The organism is Kribbella sandramycini, assembly GCF_013131805.1.
Lineage (GTDB): Bacteria > Actinomycetota > Actinomycetes > Propionibacteriales > Kribbellaceae > Kribbella > Kribbella sandramycini.
Genome location: NZ_JABJRC010000006.1, coordinates 1 through 21,864 on the forward strand (window position 1 = coordinate 1; position 21,864 = coordinate 21,864).

Genomic DNA, 21,864 nt, shown 5'->3' on the forward strand with positions numbered 1-21,864 from the left:
TCGGCACAGCATCTCGCCGCACTGGTACGAAGGTGACGATGCTCCGCATCGACCCCTCCGCCCCAGCGCACCGAGCTACCGCACCGAGCACCTCCTCGCTACGGCGTGGAGTTCACCGACAGGCTCTCAGGGGAGGAGCCGTCATGGAACCGAAGGTGGTCTACGAGACGGAGCGGGTCCGCGTCCGGGACTGGACGCCCGCGGACGGCGACCGCGTGTTCGACATCTACCGGCGCTGGGAGGTGTCGCGCTGGCTCGGCGCGGACCCGAAGGTGATGGCCGACCGGGACGCCGCGACCCGCGTCATCACCCGCTGGAACGAGCGCAACCAGGACCCGCTGTACGGCGTCTGGGCCGTGCACGAGCGGGCGACGGACAGCGTGGCCGGGACGGTGCTCCTCGTCCCGCTGCCCGAGCCGTCCGACGGGACGGCGTCCGCCGGCGAGGTGGAGGTCGGCTGGCACTTCCACCCGGACGCGTGGGGGCGCGGCCTGGCGACCGAGGCCGCCCGGGGCGCCATCGAGCACGGCTTCAAGGCGGGGCTGGAGCGGATCTACGCCGTCGTCCGCCCCGACAACGCCGCCTCGCTGGCCGTCTGCCGGCGGCTCGGCATGCGCTCGGTGGGCCGGACCAGCCGCTGGTACGACGCCGAACTGGAGGCCTTCCTGATCTGAATTGGGGCGGAGCGGTCCTGGCCGCGTAGTCTTGACGCCCGTGGCACTCACCATCGGAATCGTCGGGCTCCCCAACGCGGGCAAGTCCACGCTCTTCAACGCGCTGACCAAGAACAACGTGCTCGCCGCGAACTACCCGTTCGCGACGATCGAGCCGAACGTCGGGGTCGTCGGCGTCCCGGATGCCCGGCTGGAGAAGCTGGCCGCGCTCTACAACTCCGCCAAGGTGATCCCGGCCACGGTGCAGTTCGTCGACATCGCGGGCATCGTCCGCGGCGCGTCGGAGGGTGAGGGCCTGGGCAACAAGTTCCTCAGCCACATCCGCGAGTCGGACGCGATCTGCCAGGTCACCCGCGTCTTCCGCGACGACGACGTCACCCACGTCGACGGCAAGGTCTCCCCGGCCGACGACATCTCCACCATCCAGACCGAGCTGATCCTCGCCGACCTGCAGACGGTCGAGAAGGCGATCCCGCGGCTGGAGAAGGAGATGCGCCTCAAGAAAGAGGCCGCGGTCACCCTCGAAGCCGTCCGCGCCGCCCAGAAGCACCTCGAGGCCGGCACCCCCATCATCGCCACCGACGTCGACCGCGACGCCATCCGCGAACTGATGCTGATGACCGCCAAGCCCTACCTGTTCGTCTTCAACTGCGACGCCGACGAACTCGCCGACGAGCCCCTGAAACAGCAGATGCGCGAGCTGGTCGCCCCCGCCGAGGCCATCTTCCTCGACGCCAAGTTCGAAGCCGAGCTCGTCGAACTCGGCGACGAGGCCGAAGCCCTCGAAATGCTCAAGGAAATGGGCATCGACGAGCCCGGCCTCGACGTCCTCGCCCGCGTCGGCTTCGACACCCTGGGCCTCCAGACCTACCTCACCGCCGGCCCCAAAGAAGCCCGCGCCTGGACCATCAAACGCGGCGCCACCGCCCCCGAAGCCGCCGGCGTCATCCACACCGACTTCCAGCGCGGCTTCATCAAGGCCGAAATCGTCTCCTACCAAGACCTCCTCGACGCCGGCTCCCTGGTCACCGCCCGCTCCGCCGGCAAAGTCCGCATGGAAGGCAAGGACTACACCATGCAAGACGGCGACGTAGTCGAATTCCGCTTCAACGTCTGACCGGCCGCCTCCGGCGCCAAAGGACACGGCCTCCGGCCGCGCAGTTCTTTCGGCGCCTCCGTCGCAGCCTCGCGACGCGAGTTGTCACCGAAGCTCGGCGAGGCGCCGACGGAAGCCTCGGCCCTGGGCTCAATCCCCTGAGTGGACACACCTTGGGCTCGTCGACGACTCAGTACGCGTCGTCGTACACCGAGCTGTGGACGAGACCGGTGATGAAGGCGGCGAAACTGGGGGCGAGCCGGGTGATCCGGTAGTCGAACTCCTGGTCGACGTGGACGACGCTTGGCTCGCCTGGGGAGCGGTAGTCGAGGGCGATCATGTCGTGGCCGGCGGACGGGCAGTCCGCGAAGTAGACGCCGATGTCGGGGTAGCCCCACTCCGTGACCCAGAAGGTGCTCCCGAAGGTGCCGCACAAGCTCTCGTCCGCCGTTCGGCCGATGGCCGCGATCGACGTGACTTCTACGTGGTCGTCGGCCCATGAGGTGCGGGACTCCGTCGGGTGTGCCGATCGCGCCAAGTGTCCGCCGTTGTGCTGTCGGGCCAGCTCGACGTACGCCGCCGGCAACCGCAGGCCCAACTCGGCCTCGACGGAGGCCACCAGCGCGTCGTCCGCCGGCGGCTCGAACGGCCGCTCGTCTCCGAAAACCTCGATCATCTGCACAGTTTCAGCCCTACTTCTTGAGGGCTGTCAGGAGTTGGGGTTCGGTTTGGCTCAGGTGTTTTTGGAGGAGTTGGTCTCGGTGGGCGGGGGTGTCGGGGCCTTTGGCTTGGTCGGTGTAGAGGGCGATGACTTTGGGGAGGCCGTGGGTTGTGGCCAGGTGTTCGATGATGAGCCAGCTGACGCCGTAGGACTCGTCGCCGTAGTCGCCGTGGAAGGTGCCGTCGATGGGGAGGACGGTGAGTTCGGGGATGACGGTTCTGCGGAGTTCGGCGCGTTTCTTGGCGGGGCGGTCGTCGCCTTCTTGTTCGGCGAGGCGCCTTTCGACGTACTCGGCCAGGCCTTCGACCATCCAGGTGGGGGCGGCGTTGCCGAGGGGCGCCATGACTACGTGGGTGAACTCGTGGGCGAGTAGGAGGCGGCCGGCGGTTTTGCGTTCGGTGGGGTTGATGACGACGCGGCTGCCGACGACTTCGAGGATCGTCTCGTCGGCCTTGCTGGGGGCGAGGTTGGGGGTGGCTACTGCGCCGGCCGGGTGGCCGCCGGTCTGCCACTCCGGGGACATGGACCGTTTGTCGGCCAGGGCGACCACGAGGATGCCGGACTGCGCTCGCCGGGTCGCCGCGCGGACGGCGGGCAGGGCGGCCGCAGCCTCGTTCGCCAGCCGCACCCCGTTGGCGCGCTCCTGCGATGGGACGACGATCAGCAGGCCAGGACGCCGGACGACCTCGATCGGGCCGAGGTCCCACGGCTCGCGGTACGTTCCCCGGTCAGCCTCCTGCGCGAGATCGTCGTCCGACACCAGCACGACCTGCCCGCCACGCTCGGCGAACGTGTAACCGAGCGGGGTAGCACGCGCGGCCGCGTCAATGCCGGTGAGCTGGATGAGCATCCGCACCCGGAACGCCTGCGCTCCCTGCCCGCTCTCCGGCTTCTCCTCCGCGACGTACTCCGTCTCCCGCTGAAAGCCCACCTGCCGGACGCCGAGCTTCTGCAGGTTCGCGAACACCTGGCGCTGGCGCGCGACCAGTTTCGCGTTCGCGGGATCGACGGTCTTCAGGAACTCGGTCTCCTGCCCACCCACGATCGCGGCCGACCGGGCTTTCAGGAGCGCATCCACCTGCGGCACCATCCGCTCCTCAGGCGGAACGGACGCCGACGCCGTCGCTGAGCTCGATGGACTCGCCGCCGGAGCCCCCGCCTGCGAACACCCCGCCAACAGGCCCGCCCCTGCGACCAGAGCCACGATCCACTTTCCTCGGTACATCTGGCACCCTTCCAACCCCCGGATGCTCCGAAGCATAAGGGCGGAGCTACGGTGCGAGGCGGCGCAGGTCGCTCAGAGCGGTCTCCGACGTGGCGCGGGCATGTGCCAGCCGGCGGACGCCGCCGCGGAGCTTGTGCCGGCTCCACCAGGCGGTGACGCCGGAGAGCGGTAGCAGGTTCAGCTCGTCGAGCGCCTCGAGCAGGGCCTGCGCGAACCGCTCCGAGGCCTCGATCATCCGGATGTCGGCCTGCACCAGGTTCAGCTCGACTTGGGACAACCGCCGCGACCGCAACAACCGATCCGCCAACGGATCCGCCTCGTCCAGCATCCTGTGGATCAACACCAGCTCACCCTCGACCACCGCCCGCGTCGAGTCCAAGAACGCCAAATGCTCCCGAACCCCCACCCAACCCCCTCAATCCGCCATGTCCTCCGAAGCTAGCCGGACAACGCGAACCTCGGAGCCCGCTGACCTGAACCGGTCACCTCCGGGCAGACGAACGGGTAGAGGTAGACCGAGGCGGCCTGTCCAGGCGGGGCAGCACCTCCCCAGGGCCCGGATGACTGGACCAATACCCGTTCGTCGGTCCGGTGTCGTCGGCCTTACGTTTGGCGGATGGTGGCGAAGTGGAGCGGCTGTCGTCAGCGGTGGTGGGCCGGGCGGCGGTGGAGCGGCTACGACGGGCTCGTGCGCCGGTTCCTGCCTGCTGCCTGGCCGTGGCAGCGATACCTGAACGAGGAACATCAGGACGAAGACGAGCCCGAGGTCTGGACCTACGTCTGGGCGTGCTCCGGTCTGACCACGGTCGAGCTGGACCGGCTCCTACTCGCGGTCGCCGATGACGAGATCGGGCCCGTGGTCGTCGTCGGGCCCGAGGCCGACTGGATCTATGCGCCGTACGACGGCGGCGCTGACGTGATCGCCGCCGATGCCGACCGGCGTGAAGCGCTGCGGGAGCGGTTCGCGGCCTGGCTGTCGCCGCACCCGATCGGGCTGTAGGACCGGTCGGTGGACGGTGGTTGTGAGCGCTGCGCCGATATACGGGTGCAACGTCGTGAGGGGATGGGTACCGTGCTGGGGCATGGCTGACGACTTGTTTGCGGTTCCGCGGCTGGCTGCGTTGTACGACGTGCTGGAGGAGGCGCGGCCGGATCTCGATCACTACGTCGCGATGGTTGCCGAGTTCGGTGCCGAACGGGTGCTGGATGTCGGCTGTGGGACAGGTGAGCTGGCTTGTCTGCTGGCCGGGCGGGGGGTCGAGGTGGTCGGTGTCGATCCCGCTGCGGCTTCGCTGGAGGTTGCTAAGGGCAAGCAGTATGCCGATCGCGTGCATTGGGTGCATGGCGATGCGACGGCGCTGCCGCCGATGGAGGTCGATCTGGCGGTGATGACCGGGAATGTCGCGCAGGTCTTCCTGACCGAGGAGGACTGGTCGGCGACGGTGAGCGGTATTCGGCAGGCGCTCAGGCCGGGTGGGCGGTTCGTGTTCGAGACGAGAGACCCGGCGCGGCGAGCCTGGGAGGACTGGGCGAACTGGTCACGCGAGACGACCTACCGGGAGCTCAACCTGCCATCCGGGGAGACGGTGGCGAACTGGGGTGAGCTGACCCAGGTCGACCTGCCGTACGTCAGCTTCCGCGGCACGTACGTGTTCAGCTCCGACGACGCCGTACTGACGTCGGACTCGACACTCTGGTTCCGGGAGCGCGACGAGGTGACGCTGGACGGTTTCACCGTCGACGAGGTGCGCGACGCGCCGGACCGGCCGGGGATGGAGTTCGTGTTCGTCGCTAGGCGGCTGTGAGCAGCGCGGTCAGCGTGCGGTGGGCAGTGCGGGACATAGTCGGGTTGGTCTCGACGTAGTACCAGAGGCAGCCGATCGCCTGGGCGAACGACCAGCCCATCCCACGGGCCCACTCCGCGTCGTCGCTGCCGACGGCGGCGCGGAACGCGGCCCGGGCTTCGGCGTCCATCAGGTTCCACGCGGGCTGCAGATCCATCGCCGGGTCGGAGACGGTGAACGTGCCGACGTCGATCACCCCGGCCAGCCGTCCGTCGGCGACGAGCAGGTTCCCAGGCATCAGGTCGCGGTGGGTCCAGACGTCGGGCTCGGTCCGCGGCGTCTCCCGCAGCTGCGCCCACAGCGCGGTGAGGGCGTCGACGTCGATCAGCTCGCGACTGCGTGCCAGGCCGTCCGCTACATACTCGTCTTGTGACGTCAGTACGCCGCCGCGCCACGGGCCGCTGAACACGCGCCCCTCGGTCGGGGCTGCCCGCAGTGCCCGGACGAACCGCGCCAGGTCCTCGCTGAACCCGGGGCCGATCTCAGCGTCGTACGCCGTACTTCCGTCCAGCCAGCTGTAGACGGCCCAGGGCAGTGGGTACCCAGCGCCCGGCTCGCCGATCAGTACGGGCTCCGGTGTCGGGTACGGCGAGATGGCGCGCAACCGCCGTGCGGCCGACGCCTCATCTTCGAGCTCTTGACGCACCTCGGCCGGATCACCCGGCCGCAGCGGGAGGCGGGCGACCAGCTCGCTCCCGATCCGGAACAGCGCGTTCACGGTCCCCGGAGAGGCCACAGCCTGCACCGGCAGCCCCGGAAACCGATCGGCCGCCAGCCGCTCGACCAGATCGACGGTCACGTCCAGCTGTCCCGCATGCATCGCCACGCGCAGCAGTATCAGCCGGCGCGCACCGGCCCGCCCACCGATTTAGTGCACGGCCAACGGCTTCGCGCGCTCGGCGGCCAACCGGACTGCGAAGACAGCCAGCGCCGTCCCGGTCAGGTAGCGGTGGACGCGCAGCCAGGCCGGTCGAGCGGTCAGGAAGCCCGCGATCGAGCCGGCGGTGATGATGAAGACCGCGTTCATCGCGACGCCGACGACCAGCTGCGTCATGCCCAGAATCAGGCTCTGGACGCCGAGGTGCCCGCGCTCCGGCGCCAGGAACTGGGGGAGCAGGGAGATGTAGAGAATCGCGATCTTCGGGTTCAGCAGGCAGGTCAGCAGGCCTATACCGAACAGTTTCCGGGAGCTGTCCGGAGCCAGCTCCTGCGTTGCGAAGACCGAGCTGCCGCCGGGCTTGAGCGCGTTCCAGGCCAGCCAGAGCAGGTAGGCGGCGCCGGCGTACTTGAGCACCGGATAGATCTCCGGCACCAGCGCGAACAGCGTCGCCAGCCCGGCACTTGCCGCGAGCAAGTAGACCAGGAACCCGACGCCGACCCCTGCCAGCGAGATCAGCCCGGCCCGGCGGCCCTGCGTGATCGACCGGGAGATCAGGTAGATCATGTTCGGCCCGGGCAGGATCACCAGCCCCAGCTCCACGAGTGCGATTCCGAGCAACGCCTCACCACTGACCGGCAACTCCGGCTCCTCTCCCTCGGCTCCGAACCTGACAATGCCGAGGACCACAGCCGTCCGGGTGTCCGGCCGGCGAATTTGAGTCGCATCAGGTGTTCACAGTCGGTTAGCGTAGGGGCGGTACGCCTGACGGTTTGAAGGAGACAGCATGAGCGAGAAGGCCAGCAAGCCGGCGGACGATCTGCAGAAGAAGTTCCGGGAAGCGCTCGAGAAGAAGAACGCCGGAAACCACTCGCACCCCGGTAGCGGTGCGCGCGGTCAGGGTGTCGGCGAAGCGCACAACGACAAGCAGAAGCGCCAGTTCCGGCGCAAGTCCGGCAGCTGAAGCACTCCGCACTGTCCACCCATCCGAATGAGCCCCCGGTTGCCGCCGGGGGCTCGAGCTTTTCCACTAGAGTCGGCGCGTGAGTGAGCCGCTGCATTTCGTGGTGAAGACCCGGTTGGTCGAGGTGATCGAGCGACTTGGGGAGGGTGGCGCGCTACCGCCGGAGCGGGTGCTCGCGAAGGACTTCGGGGTGTCGCGGTGGACGATGCGGCAGGCCATTCGGGAGCTGATCGCGGACGGGCGGCTGCGGGCCCGGCAGGGGCAGGGGACGTTCGTGGCGACGCCGAAGCTCGTGCAGCCGCTGGCGCTGGTGAGTTACACCGAGGCGCTCCGGGCGCAGGGGCACACGCCGGCGCGTGAGGTGGTCAAGTTCGAGGAGATCGCCGCGGACGACGTCCTGGCCGAACAGCTCGCGATCGCTTCCGGTGATCGGGTCTACGAGCTGGAGCGGGTGCTGTTCGCCGACGGCCAGCCGATCGGCCTGGAGACGACGTACATGTCCGTGCAGCGCTTCCCGACCCTGCGCGAGGTGCTGGATCCGACCGGCTCGCTGTACCGCTGCCTGACCGGTCAGCTCGGCGTCCGCTTCGGGGAGGGCGAGGAGCTGGTCGAGACGGTGATCGCGACCCCGCGCGAGGCCGAGCTGCTCAAGGCGACCCAGTCGCTCCCGATGCTGCTCCTGCACCGCAACACCCGCGACGCCGACGGCCACCCGATCGAGGTGGTCCGCTCTCTCTACCGCGGCGACCGCGTCGGCTTCCGCGCCACCCTCCGCCCCTAACGTTCCTCAGCGGTTCACCGGCCGGACGCCGATGACGCACGCGCCCTTCAATGGTCCGGACCAATCTGGAACCAGTCGAGACGAGGGAGACGCCGGTGCGGGTGGTTGTGGTGGGTGGCGGGGTGCTGGGCACGATGCACGCCCGGGAGGCAGTCCGGCGCGGACATGACGTCCTCCAGCTGGAGCGGGAGGACGAGGCGCGGGGAGCGAGCGTCCGGAACTTCGGGCTCGTCTGGGTCAGTGGCCGCGCGGACGGCGCGGAGATCGAGGTCGCGCAGCGTGCCCGCGACCTCTGGGCCGAGATCCCCGGCATCAGCTTCCGCCCGCACGGCTCGCTCACGGTCTGCCGGACGGACGCCGAGCTCGCGGTCGCCAAGGAGGCCGCCGCACGGCCCGACGCGGCGCGGCGCGGCTTTCAGGTCTTGGACACCGAGCAGACGCGCGCTCGTAATCCCGCGGTGCGCGGCGAGTTGCAGGGTGCGCTGTGGTGTGAGCGCGACGCGATCGTCGAGCCGCGTGAGGTCCTCCCCGCGCTCCGCCAGGAGCTCGCGAAGTCCGGGCGCTACCGGTTCCTGGGTGGGAGAGAGGTGCGGACCGTCGACAGCGGCGAGATCACCGACGACCACCAGGAGACGCACGCCGCCGACCTGGTGCTGCTCTGCACCGGCGCCTGGCGCAGCGGCCTGATCCGCGAGCTGACCGAAGACCTGCCGGTACGCCGGGTCCGGCTGCAGATGATGCAGACCGCGCCGCTCGGCGAGACCCTGACCACGGCCGTCGCCGATGCGGACAGCTTCCGCTACTACCCGGCGTACGCCGGCCCTGCCCTCGCCGGTCTGGAGCCGCAGGCAACTGTTGCCGCCGACAACGCCATGCAGCTGCTGATGGTCCAGCGCACGTGCGGCGGCCTGACCATCGGCGACACGCACGAGTACGCCGAGCCGTTCGGCTTCGACGTCCGGTCCGATCCCTACGACTACCTGACCGGGACCGTCGAGCAGATCCTCGGCCGGCCGATGCCGAAGATCGTCCGCCGCTGGGCCGGCGTCTACTCGCAGTCGACCAGCGCCGAGATCGTCATCCGCCGAAAGGTTGCGACCGGCGTCCAGCTCGTCACCGGCCCGGGCGGGCGCGGCATGACCATGTCCCCGGCGATCGCCGAGGCCACCTTCGAGGAGCTCGACGGATGATTCAGCTGGCAGTTCTCGACATGGCCGGTACGACGGTCGCGGACGACGGGCTCGTCGAGCGCGCGTTCAGCACCGCGATCGGTGCCGAGGGCATCGAATCCGGCAGCCCGGAGTACGAGCGGATGATCGCCCACGTCCGCGCGACGATGGGGGAGTCGAAGATCACCGTCTTCCGCGCCCTGCTCGGCGCGGAGGCTGCCGCGCAGCGGGCCAACCTCGCGTTCGAGACGGCGTACGGCGAGCTGGTCGACGACGGCCTGAAGCCGATCGACGGCGCCGAGGACGTGATCCGCGGTCTCCGGGAGGCCGGGTTCAAGGTCTGCCTGACCACCGGTTTCGCCGCGACCACGCAGTACCGCATCCTGTCCGCCCTCGGCTGGCGTGAGCTGGCCGACCTCACCCTGTGCCCGGCCCAGGCGGGCCGCGGCCGGCCGTATCCGGACATGGTCCTCAAGGCCGTGCTGGAGCTGCGCGCCGACGCGGTGGCCAACGTCGCCGTGGCCGGTGACACCGCCTACGACATGACGACGGGGATCGCGGCCGGCGCCGCGGTCGTCGCCGGCGTCCTCACCGGTGCCCATGGCAAGGACCAGCTCCAGGCCGCAGGTGCCACGCACGTACTCGAGTCGGTCCGGGACCTGCCCGGGCTGCTCCTCAGCTGAAGGTCGGAACCGTGAAGCTCAAGACCCTGCTCATCGCCGCACTCCTCACTGCTGTTGCCGCCGGGTGCGGTGGCACCGGCGCCGCGTCCACCGATGGCGCGAAGGCGGTCACCGTCTACACCGCCGATGGACTGGCCGATTGGTACCGGACTCGTTTCGAGGCGTTCACCCAGCAAACCGGGATCAAGGTCCAGACCGTCGAGGCCGGATCGGGTGAGGTGGTTTCCCGGCTGCAGAAGGAGAGGTCCAACCCGCAGGCCGATGTGGTCGTCACGCTGCCGCCGTTCATCCAGAAGGCGTCGAAGGACGGGCTGCTGCAGAAGTACGCAGTCCCGGGCAGCGATCGGGTGCAGAGTGTCAAGGGTGACGATTACGTTGCCGTCGTCAACAACTACCTGTGTTTCATCGCCAACAAGCAGGTAACGCCGCCGCAGAGTTTCGACGAGCTGCTCGACGGTCGGTACCAGGGCAAGCTGCAGTACTCGACGCCGGGTCAGGCCGGTGACGGCACCGCCGTCCTGCTGTTGCTGCAGCACCTGATGGGCAAGCAGGGCGCACTCGACTACCTGCGCAAGCTGGAGAGCAACAACGTCGGCCCGTCGGCGTCCACCGGCAAGCTGCAGCCGAAGGTGAGCAAGGGCGAGCTGCTGGTCGCGAACGGCGACGTCCAGATGAACCTCGCATCGATCAGTGTCGACAAATCTGCATTCGGCATCTTCTTCCCGGCCGGGCCGGACGGCGTCAGGTCGACTGTCGCGCTGCCGTACGTGATGGGGCTCGCGGCCGGGGCGCCGAATGATGCCGGGGGCAAGCAATTGATGGACTACCTGCTCTCGGTCGAGGCGCAGCAGACGGTGTCGGGTGATGCCTTCGGTCTGCCGGCGCGGGACGACGTCAAGCCGGTCGACGCGAACTTCCGGGCCGTCCAGCAGGCGATGACCGGGGTCAAGCCGTGGACGCCGGACTGGACGGCGGTGCTCGCGGATCTGGACGCCGATGTCGCGGCGTACACGAAGGCCGTGCAGGGATGACCGTCCAGCTCGACGACGTGACCGTGCACTTCGGCCGGACGTGCGCGCTGGAATCCTGCACCCTGACGGTCGCGGCGGGGGAGACGGTCGCGTTGCTGGGGCCGTCGGGGTCGGGGAAGTCGACCGCGCTGAAGGCGGTCGCCGGGTTCGTCCGGCCGTCGAGCGGGCGGATCCGGCTGGATGGGCAGGACGTCACGGAGCTCCCGCCGGCCAAGCGCGGGATCGGGGTCGTCGTCCAGCAGTACGCGTTGTTCCCGCATCTGCGGGTCGAGGACAACGTCGCCTTCGGGTTGCGGGCGGCTCGGCGTCCGAAGGGCGAGGTGACGCGGCGGGTCGCCGAGATGCTCGGGCTGGTCGGGATGACGTCGTACGCACGGCGCTTCCCGCGTGAGCTCTCGGGTGGTCAGCAACAACGCGTCGCGATCGCGCGCGCCCTGGCGATTCGGCCCAAGGTCTTGTTACTGGACGAGCCGTTGGCGGCTCTGGATGCCCAGCTGCGCGCCGACCTGCTCATCGAGTTGCAGAACCTGCGGCGCGAAGTCCCCACGCTCGCGATCATTTACGTCACCCACGACCAGTCCGAAGCCCTCGCGCTCGCAGACCGGATCGCCGTCATGCGCGATGCCCGCCTGATCGACCTCGCGCCGACGACCACCCTCTACCAGACCCCGCCCAGTGCCTTCACCGCTTCCTTCCTGGGCAACGCCAATCTGCTTCCCATCAAGTCGTCGAACAACGAGGTGACCGTCGCCGGTCATGTGATCCCCGGCGTCCAGCCGATCTCCGGGAAGGAGCTGTTGTGTATCCGTCCGCACGCGGTGCGGCTCGGTGCCGGCGGCGTACCGGGTCGGGTGACGGGCGTGCAGTGGCGAGGGGCCTCCTACCAGCTCACCTGTGAGGTGGCGGATGTACTCGTGCGGGTGGACTTGGCCGCGGATGGCGCCGTGCCCGCGGTTGGTGCGGACGTGCAGTTGGTGCTCCCATCGGAAGCCTGCAGTTTGGTGTCGCGTTGACCAGGGACAACAGGTGGTTGTGGTTGATGCCGCCGGTGCTGCTGATCGGCTTGCTGGTCATCTATCCGCTGGTGTTGGTCGCGGTGGAGTCGGTACCGGCCTGGGGTGATGTGCTGGGGTCCGCCGAGTTCCGGGATGCGTTGGTGCGAACCGTGCAGATTGCGGTCTGCTCGACGATCGGCTGTCTCGTCGTCGGCACGTTCCTCGCCGTGGTGATCAGCTTCGTGCCGTTTCCGGGCGCGCGCGTGGTGGCGAGCCTGGTCGACACGATGCTGGCGTTGCCGTCGTTCCTGGTCGCGCTGGCGTTCACGTTCATCTACGGGACGGCGGGCATCCTGCGCACCGGCGGCTTCCTGACCACGCCGTGGGCGGTCGTGCTGGCCGAGATCACCTTCTACACGCCGTTCGTGATGCGCCCGTTGCTCGCGGCAATGAGTCGGTTGCCGAGGGCCCAGCTGGACGTCGCCGCGAGTCTCGGCGCGGGCCCGTGGCGGGTACTGCGCCAGGTCGTCCTGCCCGAGGCCCGGCCCGCGCTGCTCGCCGGCGGCAGCCTGACCCTCCTGCTCACCCTCAACGAATTCGGCATCGTGCTGTTCCTCGGCGCCAAAGGCACGACCACGCTCCCGATGCTCGTCCACACCAAGGGGATCGTGATGTTCGACTACCCGGCCGCGTGTGCGATCGCCGTCGTCCAGATCGTGCTGTCGCTCGGCCTGTACGCCGTCCTGCGCAAAGCCCTGGGAGGCCGTCGTGCTCGTCTGGACTAAACCCGGCAAGGCGCTCACCTGGCTCGTGTTCGGGCTCGTCTTCGGCATCCTCGTGATCGCGCCGTTCGCGGTGGTGATCGCGGCCGCGTTTGCCGGCAGCTGGAACGGCGTCCTCCCGTCCGGCCCGACCACCGCGCACCTGCAGGAGGCCCTCTCCGGCGACCGGCTCGCCTCGCTGTCGGTCAGCCTGCAGACAGCGTTCCTCGGCGGCCTGCTGGCCGTCGTCGTCGGCACCTGGAGTGCGATCGCGGCGCACAACGCGTCGCCGGCCCGGTTCGCCGATGCGCTGCACCATCTGCCGATTGCCGTCCCCTCGGTTGTGGTCGGCCTCGGCCTGCTCGTCGCCTTCAGCCGCCAGCCGTTCCTGCTCAACGGCACCAAGTGGATCGTCGTGATCGCCCACCTGGTCCTGATGGTCGCCTTCAGCTACGGCGCCGTCGCCGCGGCGTTGCAGCGCGTCGATCCGTCGTACGCCGAGGTCGCGGCCTCGCTCGGCGCATCGCCGTCGCGGGTGTTGTGGCAGGTCCGTCTGCCGCTGCTCAGACCGGCCATCGCTTCAGCTGCCGGGCTCTCGGTCGCGCTCTCGATGGGGGAGGTCGGCGCGACGATCATGGTCTACCCGGCGTCCTGGCGCACGCTGCCGGTCAGCATCTTCGCCCTGACCGATCGCGGCCAGACCTTCACCGCGGCCGCCGAAGCCGTCGTCCTGCTCACCGCGACCGTGCTGGTAGTGACACTCCTCGACCGGTTGCGAGGCCGGCCGCAAACGTAGGCTGGCGAGGTGACGCAGCCCTTCCTCCAGTCCAAGGGAACACTCCGCCAACAGGGTTTCGCCGAGCTCGCCGCTCAGGGGCCCATCAACCGTCTGACACTGTTCACCGGCGTCCCCGTCGTCCTCGTGACGGGGTACGCCGAAGCGCGCACGCTGCTCGCGCATCCGGACGTCGTCCGCTCGCTGATGGAGGGCCCGCATCGGGACTTCCTCACCGAGGAGCAGGTGCGCTGGACCGATCGGCACATGCTGCTGGTCAACCCGCCCGACCACACCCGCCTGCGCAAACTCGTCACCGCGGCGTTCACCCGGCGCCGTATCGACGAGCTCGAGCCGCGGATCCGCGAGATCGCCACCGAGCTGCTCGACGGGATCGCGGCGGCCGGTGACGGCGCGGACCTGGTCGAGCTGTTCAGCTACCCGCTGCCGGTGACCGTCATCTGCGAGCTGGTCGGCATCCCGGTCGAGCACCGGGAATCGTTCCGGCGCTGGTCCTCGGTCGCGGTGAACGCGCCGATGCACACGCCCGAGGAGTACATCGAGGCCAGCGGGCAGATCGTCGCGCTCATTCAGGAGCTGATCGCGGTCAAGACCAAGGAGCCCGCCGACGACCTGCTGTCGGCGCTGGCCGCCGTCCGGGACGGCGGGGATCGGCTCAGCGAGGACGAGCTGACCTCGATGATCTTCCTGCTGATGTCGGCCGGTCACGAGACGACGGTCAACCTGATCACCAACGGCGTGCACGCGCTGCTCGAACACCCCGACCAGCTCGCGTTGCTGCGGGCTGAGCCCGACCGGCTCCCGGCCGCGGTGGAAGAGGTGCTCCGGTACGACGGCCCGCTCCAGGTCACCGTCCCGTACTTCGTCCAGGCGCCGATCGAGATCGCCGGCGAACGGCTCGAAGCGGGCGAGGTGCTCGTCTTCGCGCTGCTGCCGGTGAACCGGGACGGTCGCAAGGTCGAGCGGCCCGACGAGTTCGACATCACCCGGCCCGACTCCGCGCATCTCGCGTTCGGCCACGGCATCCATCACTGCCTCGGCGCGCCGCTGGCCCGGCTGGAGGGCCGCATCGCGCTGGAGCTGCTCTTCGACCGCTTCCCGAACCTTCGTCCGGCGGACACCGGCGAGGAGCCGGAGCGGCCGCCGGGCTTTCTGCTGAACGGCATCCGGACACTGCCCGTTCTGCTCTGACGACCGTCAGTGGCCGGGGTTGAACAGCATGTGAACCCCGGCCAAATGACAGCGGTGGGATTGTGAGTCACTTGACCGGACCTGGCATCCTGGGCCGGGTGACCGACATCCTCGAAGCGGCGCGGCATCTGCTGGGCTTGGCCATGGCCTCGCATTGGCTGCTGCTGATCCTCTTCCTGGCGGCCGCGATCGACGCGGTCTTCCCGGTCATCCCGAGTGAGGGCATGGTCGTCACGGCCGGGATGGCCGCGGCCGCCGGCCACCAGAACCTGCTGCTCGTGATCGTGGTCGCGATGGTCGGCTCGGTGATCGGCGAGTCCGTCTGCTACCTGATGGGTCGCGGCTCCGGCCCGCGATTGCATCGCTGGATGAAACGGCAGGAGCGCCGGCAACGCCTGTACGACGCCGTCTCGGCCGCGCTGCACAAACGCGGCGGGCTGATCCTCGTCACGGTGCGGTACATCCCCGGCGCCCGGATGGTCGCGACGCTGACCGCCGGCGCGACGCGGTACTCGTTCCGGAAGTTCGTCGTGTTCACCTTCGCCGGGGTGACGATCGCCTACACGTACGTCGCGCTGATCGGCTACATCGGTGGTGACGCGTTCGAGCACGATTCGCTGAAGGCGCTCGCGTTCAGCCTCGGGATGGCGTTCACGATCGGTCTGGTGATCGAGACCTCGCGCCGGATCGCCGCCAAGCGCCGGGCCGCGAAGATCACAGCGGTCTAACGACCCTTTTGCAGGTTGCCGGGCCGATGCGTGTCCGGCCGGTGCCCGGCACACCGGGCATGCGTGAGTAGAGCTGTGGTGAGGCCTGGGGTGCACCTCCTTGCGGCCGCGGCGGTCGTCGCGGCAGTGGTCGTCGGCTGCGCCGACGTCGAGCCGAGCGGCCAGGCGCCGCCGTCCGACACCCCGAGTACGACACCGACGCCGTCCAAGACCCCGAGTGCGACGCCGACACCGAGCGCCACGCCGACACCGGCTCCTGGTCCGACGGCGACGCCGTCCGGGCCGCAGGGCGTCGCGGCGGCCCCGATCACCCGGGCATTCCCAGCGCGGCTGCCCAACGGCAAGCCTCCGCTGTTCGTGGTCGTCTCGTTCGACGGCGCCGGCGACCTCGCGCTCTGGAGCCACTGGCGGACGATCGCCCGCAAGGTCGACGCCCGGATGACGTTCTTCCTCTCCGGCCCGTACCTGTACCCGGCCGCGCACCGCACCGACTACAAACCGCCGCTGCACAAACCCGGCGCCTCCGACATCGGCTGGAGCACCCCGGCGGACGTGTTGGCCCGGACGACGATCCTGCGCGACGCGATCGCCGAGGGGCACGAGATCGGCACCCATGTGAACGGCCACTTCTGCGGTCCCAAGGGCGTCGACGCCTGGAACACCGCCCAGTGGACCGTCGAGTTCAACGCGTTCGACCAGATGGTCCGCAACGGCCCGCGGCTGGCGGCGGGCCGGCCGATGGCGGCGCCGTTCGACCCGGCCACGGTCAAGGGGCTCCGGACGCCGTGCCTCGAAGGGAACCGAGCGGCGTACCGGAAGGCGATGGTGCAGCGCGGCATGCTGTACGACGCCTCCGCACCCGGCTACCTGCGCTGGCCGTCGAAGGTCGACGGGCTCTGGAGCTTCCCGCTGCAGGACGTCGTCCTCGCGGGGACGACCAAGAAGACGCTGACGATGGACTACAACCTCTGGTACGCGCAGACCAAGGCCAAGCGGGCGCCGATCGCGCACGTGCCGCAGCTGCGCGCCCAGGTGCTCAAGACGTACCGCCAAGCCCTCGCCCGGTCCCGCGCGAACGGGAACCCGCCGCTGTTCCTCGGCAATCACTTCAACCGCTGGAACAACAGCGTCTACTCGGATGCGCTCTCGACCTTCGTCCTGGAGACGTGCAAGCAGCCCGACGTCCGGTGCGTCAGCAACATCGAGCTCACCGGCTGGCTGGCGAAGTACGCCGGCGTCCCGAGCGGCCGTCGTCCTTAGAGCTTCGCGTAGCCGAGAGCGCTCTGCCAGGTGCCGCCCTGCTTGATCCGATTGACGACCAGGCGTTGCAGCGTCGTGTCCTGCGGTAGCTCGTCGAGGCGCTCGAGGCCGTGCGTACGGAAGGTGAAGAAGATCGCGCTGTCCTGACTGTCGGACGGCGTCCCGTACGGCGTGAAGCGGCGGCCGAAGCGGACCATGTTCGACTCGGGCGGCAGGTTGTCCAGCAGGTACGGGTCGAGCAGCCACGAGTTCAGCGTGAGCGTCTTGATCGGGTACTGCGGGAAGAACCGCGGGAAGAACTCCCGGGCTTGCGCGAAACTCGCGTCGACGAGCTCCGGTGAGAGGCGGCCCGACTCCGGGATGTGCACGCCGAGCACCCACTCACCGGTCTCCGCGCCCGGGACGGGCTTGTCCGCGGTGACCTGGTAGAGCATGAACTGCAACCGGCCGAGCGCGTAGATCTGCCCGGCCCAGTGGATCGTCAGCCACCAGTGGGTGGCCAGCCCGTACTCGCCGTGCGTCTGGCGGCTGACCCGCAACTGCAGGCCGAGATCGGCCAGCGTCGCCCAGCTGACATCGTCCGGAATCCCGAGCTCGGCGTGGTACTTCCGGATCTCCGGGAGCGTTTCCAGTAGCGCGGCGACCGTGTTGCGGGTGTCCTCCGGCATCCGGAGCTGCGGCTCCGCGCCCTGCACGCCGACCCCGGCCCGCAGTTGCTCGGCCAGATCCGCCACCACCACCGGATCCGCCGCGAACGCCTCCGCGGCCGCCTGGTCCTCGGCGCTGAATCCCAGTAACCGGTACTCGTCAGCAGTCGTCACCCGGTAACGGTATCCGATCCGCCTTAGAGCACGGTCGAAAGTCTTGTGGACCACTCGCCTGCCGCCCCATCCTTACCGAAATACTGGATATGGAGGCGAAATGTCGAAAATACCCATCTCCCGCCGTACCTTCGGAACCCTCACTGCCGGCGCCGCGGCCACCGCCGCCGGCCTCGTCGTCACCAGCAGAACCGCCGCCGCGGCGACCATCGCGCCGGACGCCCGGCTCGGTCTCGTGTGGGAAGGTGCGCAGGAAGCCGGCGCGTCGATGGGCACCGGCGCCCACTACGGCCTGCGGAACACCGGAGAGCTGATCTGGAACAGCTTCCGGATCCGCCGGGACAACGCCGTGACCGAGTGGGCGGCGCCGAAGGTCATTGCCACTGGCTGGACCACCCCGGTCCAGCTCTTCTCCAGCGGCGCCACGATCTACACGATCGACGCCTCCGGAGCACTCCGCTGGCACTCCTACTCCGCTCCGGACACCGGTGACGGCCAGTGGCACCCGGACTCCGGCACCGTCATCGGCTCCGGCTTCCAGACCATGCGGAAGGTCGCCTATGCGGGCAGCGGGATCTTCTACACGGTCGACAGCAGCGCCAACCTTCGCTGGTACCGGCACACCGACGTGCTTGGCGGTAAGGGAACGTGGGCACCCGGCTCGGGCCGGATCATCGACGACGGCTGGGGTGACTTGCACGCATTCACCGCCGTCGGCGGGAACATCTACGCGGCGGCTCCCTCAGGCGTCCTGCGGTGGTACAACTACAGCGACTCCTGGGGCGGGCAGGGCAGCTTCGACCCGCGGTCCGGCAGCATCGTCGACGACGGGGGCTGGCAGCTCGCGACGTCGATCCGGGCCATCGCGACCATGCCTTGGATCACCATCCGAACCATCGATGCCGGGTCGACGCTGCGTTGGTTCCGGCACTACTTCAACGACGAAGGCGGTGTCTGGCACCCGAACTCCGCGACCGTCGCGGGGCCCTGGCCGCGGTGAGTTGCTATTCGGCGGCGGTGTCGATGTGGTGGGCGAGGACGAGGTCGTCCTCGGTGATACCCCCGGCGTCGTGGCTGGTCACCCGGAAGGTGATCTTGGTGTAGCGGATGTCGATATCCGGGTGGTGGTTGGTCGCCTCGGCCAGTTGTGCGACCGTGGCGACCAGCCGGATACCGTCCAGGAAGGTGTCCCGCTCGATGGTGCGGACCAGCGTCTTGTCCACGGCCTTCCACAGCGGGATCAGGTCGCGGAGCGCGAGATCGATCTGGTCGTCGGTGAGCAGGTCAGCCATGCGGTCACTCTAGACCCAAGTCAACTCCGGCGAGGATGTCGACCGTGGCCTCCGGCTGGAAGATGAAGCCGGCGTGGCTGACGTCCATGGTGTGGACGGCGTACGGGTTGTCCGGGGTGAGTTCGTCGCCTTCGCGGATCAGCATGTCCTGCGCGGCGATCGGCATCGCGTAGTCCGCGGTCAGGCGAATGTAGGTGCGCGGGATGGTGCCCCAGGTGGCCGCGTCGGCCCGGGCGTCGCCCATCATCACCTGCATCGACTCGTCCGGCTGCAGGATGTTGAGGAACGCGCGGAACTGCTCGTCGGTCGCCTCGGCCAGGACGGCGGCCTTCAGAGTGTCGAGCAGCGTCTTGTCGGCGGTCCGGTAGTTGGCGCGGCCGGCGCCGACGACCGCCGGGTCGCCGACCGACAGACCGGCCAGCTGGGGGAGCAGGCTCTCGTCGAACTCGGGGCCGGTGTACTCGACCGGGTTCCGCTCCGAGACCGGCGCCCAGGCGGAGATGTAGACGAGGTGCGAGACCAGCTCGGGCGCCTGGTTGGCCAGGGTGGTGATCGTGACACCGCCCAGGCTGGCGCCGACCAGGACGACCGGGCCGTGCTCGGCCAGGCGGCGGACGGCGGGCAGCAGGCTGTCCACGTTGTCCTGCAGGGTGACCGAGGCCAGGGTGGACGGCTCGTTCGCCCAGGCGTCCAGATCCTGCGGCGAGTAGTACGCGAGCGGGTACTGCGCGTCGAGGCCGTGGCCGGGGAGGTCGGCGGCGTACGAGCGCAGCCCGCGCAGGGCGAGCTCACGCTGGATCGTCGTCCAGAAGAACGAGTTGCTGCCCGCGCCGTGGACGAGAACGTAGGTCGGAGTACTCATGACAGGTATTTTGACACGTTCGAGTTTTTAACTCACGCCGGTTTTCTCGGGAATGCGGAAGATCAGCACCAGCACGCGGAGAACCAGGACCGCGCAGATCACCAGCAGGTTGTACGCGAGCAGCTGGTAGAGGGTGATCGTGGCGGTGATCCGCGGGCCGTTCGGGATACCGAGCAGCAGCACGGCCATCAGGCCCGCGGTCGCGCCGAGGACCGCTAGCAGGACCTGGTGCAGCAGACCGGTGAGATGCCGGCGATCGCGTTCGTCGGCGAGCAGGCGGACGTTGACGCCGAGCCGGCCGCTCTCGGCCGCGGCGGCGATCCGGTCGATCCGGCGGGGGAGCCGGCGCAGCATCGGCAGGATCGCGGCCAGCTCCTCGGTCGCCGTCCGGCGCAGAGCGTCCGGGGTGAGCCGGTCGGTGACGTGCGCGGAGGCGAACTGCCGGGACGCCGAGACCAGGTCGAAGCCGGGGGTGATCCGGCTGATCGTGCCCTCGATCGTGGCCAGCGCGCGAAAGACCGCCGCGACCTCGGGCGGGACGCCGAGCTCGTGCGAGGTGATGATCTTGAACAGGTCGGTGAACATCGCCGGGCCGAGGGCGACCGCGCCGGTCAGATGCCGGGTCATGAACTGGCCGACCGCGCGCTCCAGGGCGCGCTCGTCGATCACATCCGGACGGTCGACGATCTCCAGCAGGGCGTCGGTCGCGCTGACCGGGTCGCCGTGGTCGATCGCGAGCAGGAAACGCTGCAGGGCCTCGCGAGTTGCCGGGTCGAGCCGGCCGACCGAGCCGAGGTCGAGCATGCCGATCCGGCCGTCGGTGAGGAGCAGGAAGTTGCCGGGATGCGGGTCGGCGTGGAAGACGCCGTCGATCGCGACCTGGCCGAGCAGACAGTCGAACAGCGTCCGGCCGAGCCGGGCGGCGTCCAGCCCGCGCTCGGCGATCACCTGCGCCGCGTTGCCGAGGCCGACCCCGTCCAGTCGCTGCATGGTCAGCACCCGCTGGGTGGACTCTCGCGGATACAGCTCCGGCACGACGATGTCGTTGCCCCCGGCCACGGCCTGGCCGGCCGCCACCGCGGCCATGTTGCCCGCCTCGACGGTGAAGTCGAGCTCCTCGCGCATCGCGTCCGCGAACCCGTCGGCCAGCGCCCGGACGCCCATCGACCGGCCCCAGTCGGTGTTGCGCTCCAGCAGTTTCGCGAGCCGGCGGACGATGTCGAGATCCCGGTCGACGACGGCGGCGATCCCCGGCCGCTGCACCTTGACGACGACCTGCGCGCCGGTGCGCAGGGTCGCGGCGTACACCTGCGCGACACTCGCGGCCGCCAGCGGCTCGACCCCGAACTCGGCATACACCTGCTGCGGCGGCGCTCCCAGCTCCTCGGTCAGCACCTGCTCGATCTCACCCCACGCCGCCGGCCGCACCTGATCCTGCAACCGGCTCAACTCAGTTGCCACCGACAACGGAATGATGTCGCTCCGGGTCGACAACACCTGCCCCAGCTTCACGAACGTCACGCCGGCCTCGTCCAGCGCCAGCCGCAGGCTCCGCGCCAACTCCGCCTGCCCGGCCGCGTTCTCCCGCCCCGGCCGCCGCCGCCCCCGCAGATAAGGCCCCAGCCCGTACTTGATCGCGATCCGCAAGATCTGCAGATACCGCCGGCTGCGCGCCACCCGCCCCGCAACATCCCGCCGCAGATCCCGTGCCCGCGGCAACGACCCCGTCGGCACCAGCGCCTCCGCCAGCACCAGAAAGACCAGCCCGACCAGCGTCGCGCACACAGTCGTCAACCCGAGCAACGCCAGCGCCGTCCCATTACTCCCCTCGAACGGCAACCCACCCACCAGCGCATTGGCAATCGGACTGAACGTACTCAACGTCAACCCAGCCGCCACCCCCAACCGCACCAACCCGAACCGCACCCCCAGCAACCTCTGCGCCACCGGCACAAAGACCACCATGAACACCACCAGGCTGACCAGCCCCGCCACCGCAACATCCATACCCGCACCCTAGAACCCACCCACGGCCCGCCACCGTCCCCCACACGGGTGATTCACCCCCGAAACAGCACTGCGCCCGGCCACCG

25 protein-coding genes are annotated in these 21,864 nt (G+C 69.3%); 16 read left to right on the forward strand and 9 right to left on the reverse strand.

Going from position 1 to position 21,864, the window contains the following annotated elements; all coding sequences use genetic code 11:
- Positions 1–143 precede the first annotated feature (143 nt).
- Complete coding sequence (locus HPO96_RS23260; protein WP_171675953.1) at positions 144–674, forward strand: GNAT family N-acetyltransferase; 531 nt, start codon at positions 144–146, stop codon at positions 672–674.
- Positions 675–714: 40 nt separating this feature from the next.
- Positions 715–1,791, forward strand: coding sequence for a redox-regulated ATPase YchF (gene ychF, locus HPO96_RS23265; RefSeq protein WP_171675955.1), 1,077 nt, complete (start codon positions 715–717; stop codon positions 1,789–1,791).
- A 169-nt stretch (positions 1,792–1,960) separates the two neighbouring features.
- Here the strand turns inward: ychF and HPO96_RS23270 are convergent, their stop codons facing one another.
- From HPO96_RS23270 to HPO96_RS23280, 3 genes are all read right to left on the reverse strand, one after another.
- Positions 1,961–2,446, reverse strand: a complete 486-nt coding sequence (locus tag HPO96_RS23270; protein ID WP_171675957.1) for an SMI1/KNR4 family protein — start codon at positions 2,444–2,446, stop codon at positions 1,961–1,963.
- Positions 2,447–2,462: 16 nt separating this feature from the next.
- A complete protein-coding gene (locus HPO96_RS23275) occupies positions 2,463–3,569 on the reverse strand; it encodes a hypothetical protein (RefSeq protein ID WP_171675959.1) in 1,107 nt (368 codons plus the stop codon).
- Positions 3,570–3,762: 193 nt separating this feature from the next.
- A complete protein-coding gene (locus HPO96_RS23280; protein WP_171675961.1) occupies positions 3,763–4,059 on the reverse strand; it encodes a hypothetical protein in 297 nt (98 codons plus the stop codon).
- 273 nt (positions 4,060–4,332) lie between these two features.
- Between HPO96_RS23280 and HPO96_RS23285 the strand changes: the two genes are divergently transcribed.
- Together HPO96_RS23285 and HPO96_RS23290 are read left to right on the forward strand one after the other, a co-directional pair.
- The gene (locus HPO96_RS23285) at positions 4,333–4,716 is read left to right on the forward strand and encodes a DUF3885 domain-containing protein (protein WP_171675963.1); all 384 of its coding nucleotides are present in this window, start codon (positions 4,333–4,335) and stop codon (positions 4,714–4,716) included.
- A gap of 82 nt (positions 4,717–4,798) precedes the next feature.
- Entirely contained in the window at positions 4,799–5,521 is a 723-nt protein-coding gene (locus HPO96_RS23290) for a class I SAM-dependent methyltransferase (protein ID WP_171675965.1), read from the forward strand.
- Here the strand turns inward: HPO96_RS23290 and HPO96_RS23295 are convergent.
- Complete coding sequence (locus HPO96_RS23295; RefSeq protein ID WP_171676813.1) at positions 5,508–6,380, reverse strand: aminoglycoside phosphotransferase family protein; 873 nt, start codon at positions 6,378–6,380, stop codon at positions 5,508–5,510. The two genes, HPO96_RS23290 and HPO96_RS23295, sit on opposite strands and share 14 nt — an antisense overlap.
- A 48-nt stretch (positions 6,381–6,428) precedes the next feature.
- Positions 6,429–7,079, reverse strand: coding sequence for a LysE family translocator (locus tag HPO96_RS23300; protein WP_171675967.1), 651 nt, complete (start codon positions 7,077–7,079; stop codon positions 6,429–6,431).
- 145 nt (positions 7,080–7,224) lie between these two features.
- Between HPO96_RS23300 and HPO96_RS23305 the strand changes: the two genes are divergently transcribed.
- The 11 genes from HPO96_RS23305 to HPO96_RS23355 all read left to right on the forward strand — a co-directional run bounded on the left by HPO96_RS23305 (position 7,225) and on the right by HPO96_RS23355 (position 16,796).
- The gene (locus HPO96_RS23305) at positions 7,225–7,401 is read left to right on the forward strand and encodes a DUF5302 domain-containing protein (protein WP_171675969.1); all 177 of its coding nucleotides are present in this window, start codon (positions 7,225–7,227) and stop codon (positions 7,399–7,401) included.
- A gap of 79 nt (positions 7,402–7,480) precedes the next feature.
- Positions 7,481–8,182: a UTRA domain-containing protein gene (locus HPO96_RS23310; protein ID WP_171675971.1), complete on the forward strand. Its 702-nt coding sequence runs from the start codon at positions 7,481–7,483 to the stop codon at positions 8,180–8,182.
- Between the two features lie 95 nt (positions 8,183–8,277).
- On the forward strand, positions 8,278–9,372 hold the full coding sequence (locus HPO96_RS23315; protein ID WP_171675973.1) for a TIGR03364 family FAD-dependent oxidoreductase: 1,095 nt from the start codon (positions 8,278–8,280) through the stop codon (positions 9,370–9,372).
- Positions 9,369–10,034, forward strand: a complete 666-nt coding sequence (locus tag HPO96_RS23320; RefSeq protein WP_171675974.1) for a phosphonatase-like hydrolase — start codon at positions 9,369–9,371, stop codon at positions 10,032–10,034. The genes HPO96_RS23315 and HPO96_RS23320 overlap by 4 nt, the downstream gene beginning before the upstream one ends.
- Positions 10,035–10,045: 11 nt before the next feature.
- Positions 10,046–11,065, forward strand: coding sequence for a 2-aminoethylphosphonate ABC transporter substrate-binding protein (locus HPO96_RS23325; protein WP_171675976.1), 1,020 nt, complete (start codon positions 10,046–10,048; stop codon positions 11,063–11,065).
- On the forward strand, positions 11,062–12,078 hold the full coding sequence (locus tag HPO96_RS23330) for an ABC transporter ATP-binding protein (protein WP_171675978.1): 1,017 nt from the start codon (positions 11,062–11,064) through the stop codon (positions 12,076–12,078). The genes HPO96_RS23325 and HPO96_RS23330 overlap by 4 nt, the downstream gene beginning before the upstream one ends.
- Positions 12,075–12,845, forward strand: coding sequence for a 2-aminoethylphosphonate ABC transporter permease subunit (locus tag HPO96_RS23335; RefSeq protein ID WP_272954673.1), 771 nt, complete (start codon positions 12,075–12,077; stop codon positions 12,843–12,845). Before HPO96_RS23330 ends, HPO96_RS23335 begins: the two co-directional genes overlap by 4 nt.
- Positions 12,829–13,617 carry an ABC transporter permease subunit gene (locus HPO96_RS23340; protein WP_171675982.1) on the forward strand — a complete coding sequence of 263 codons (789 nt, stop codon included), beginning with the start codon at positions 12,829–12,831 and terminating at the stop codon, positions 13,615–13,617. Before HPO96_RS23335 ends, HPO96_RS23340 begins: the two co-directional genes overlap by 17 nt.
- A gap of 9 nt (positions 13,618–13,626) precedes the next feature.
- Entirely contained in the window at positions 13,627–14,808 is a 1,182-nt protein-coding gene (locus HPO96_RS39700; protein WP_171675984.1) for a cytochrome P450, read from the forward strand.
- Between the two features lie 62 nt (positions 14,809–14,870).
- Positions 14,871–15,536 carry a DedA family protein gene (locus HPO96_RS23350; RefSeq protein WP_337796773.1) on the forward strand — a complete coding sequence of 222 codons (666 nt, stop codon included), beginning with the start codon at positions 14,871–14,873 and terminating at the stop codon, positions 15,534–15,536.
- A 78-nt stretch (positions 15,537–15,614) separates the two neighbouring features.
- The gene (locus HPO96_RS23355; RefSeq protein WP_171675986.1) at positions 15,615–16,796 is read left to right on the forward strand and encodes a polysaccharide deacetylase family protein; all 1,182 of its coding nucleotides are present in this window, start codon (positions 15,615–15,617) and stop codon (positions 16,794–16,796) included.
- Here the strand turns inward: HPO96_RS23355 and HPO96_RS39705 are convergent.
- The gene (locus tag HPO96_RS39705; RefSeq protein ID WP_171675988.1) at positions 16,793–17,617 is read right to left on the reverse strand and encodes an acyltransferase domain-containing protein; all 825 of its coding nucleotides are present in this window, start codon (positions 17,615–17,617) and stop codon (positions 16,793–16,795) included. The genes HPO96_RS23355 and HPO96_RS39705 overlap by 4 nt on opposite strands.
- A 100-nt stretch (positions 17,618–17,717) precedes the next feature.
- Between HPO96_RS39705 and HPO96_RS23365 the strand changes: the two genes are divergently transcribed.
- On the forward strand, positions 17,718–18,617 hold the full coding sequence (locus HPO96_RS23365) for a tachylectin-related carbohydrate-binding protein (protein WP_171675990.1): 900 nt from the start codon (positions 17,718–17,720) through the stop codon (positions 18,615–18,617).
- Between the two features lie 4 nt (positions 18,618–18,621).
- On the opposite strand, the gene HPO96_RS23370 is transcribed toward HPO96_RS23365, so the two are convergent.
- Genes HPO96_RS23370 through HPO96_RS23380 form a run of 3 tightly spaced genes read right to left on the reverse strand, consistent with a single transcriptional unit; the run spans position 18,622 to position 21,778 of the window.
- Positions 18,622–18,909, reverse strand: coding sequence for a 4a-hydroxytetrahydrobiopterin dehydratase (locus tag HPO96_RS23370; RefSeq protein WP_171675992.1), 288 nt, complete (start codon positions 18,907–18,909; stop codon positions 18,622–18,624).
- A gap of 4 nt (positions 18,910–18,913) precedes the next feature.
- Positions 18,914–19,771: an alpha/beta hydrolase gene (locus tag HPO96_RS23375; RefSeq protein ID WP_171675994.1), complete on the reverse strand. Its 858-nt coding sequence runs from the start codon at positions 19,769–19,771 to the stop codon at positions 18,914–18,916.
- A gap of 27 nt (positions 19,772–19,798) precedes the next feature.
- On the reverse strand, positions 19,799–21,778 hold the full coding sequence (locus tag HPO96_RS23380; RefSeq protein WP_171675996.1) for an ABC1 kinase family protein: 1,980 nt from the start codon (positions 21,776–21,778) through the stop codon (positions 19,799–19,801).
- Positions 21,779–21,864: the final 86 nt, after the last annotated feature.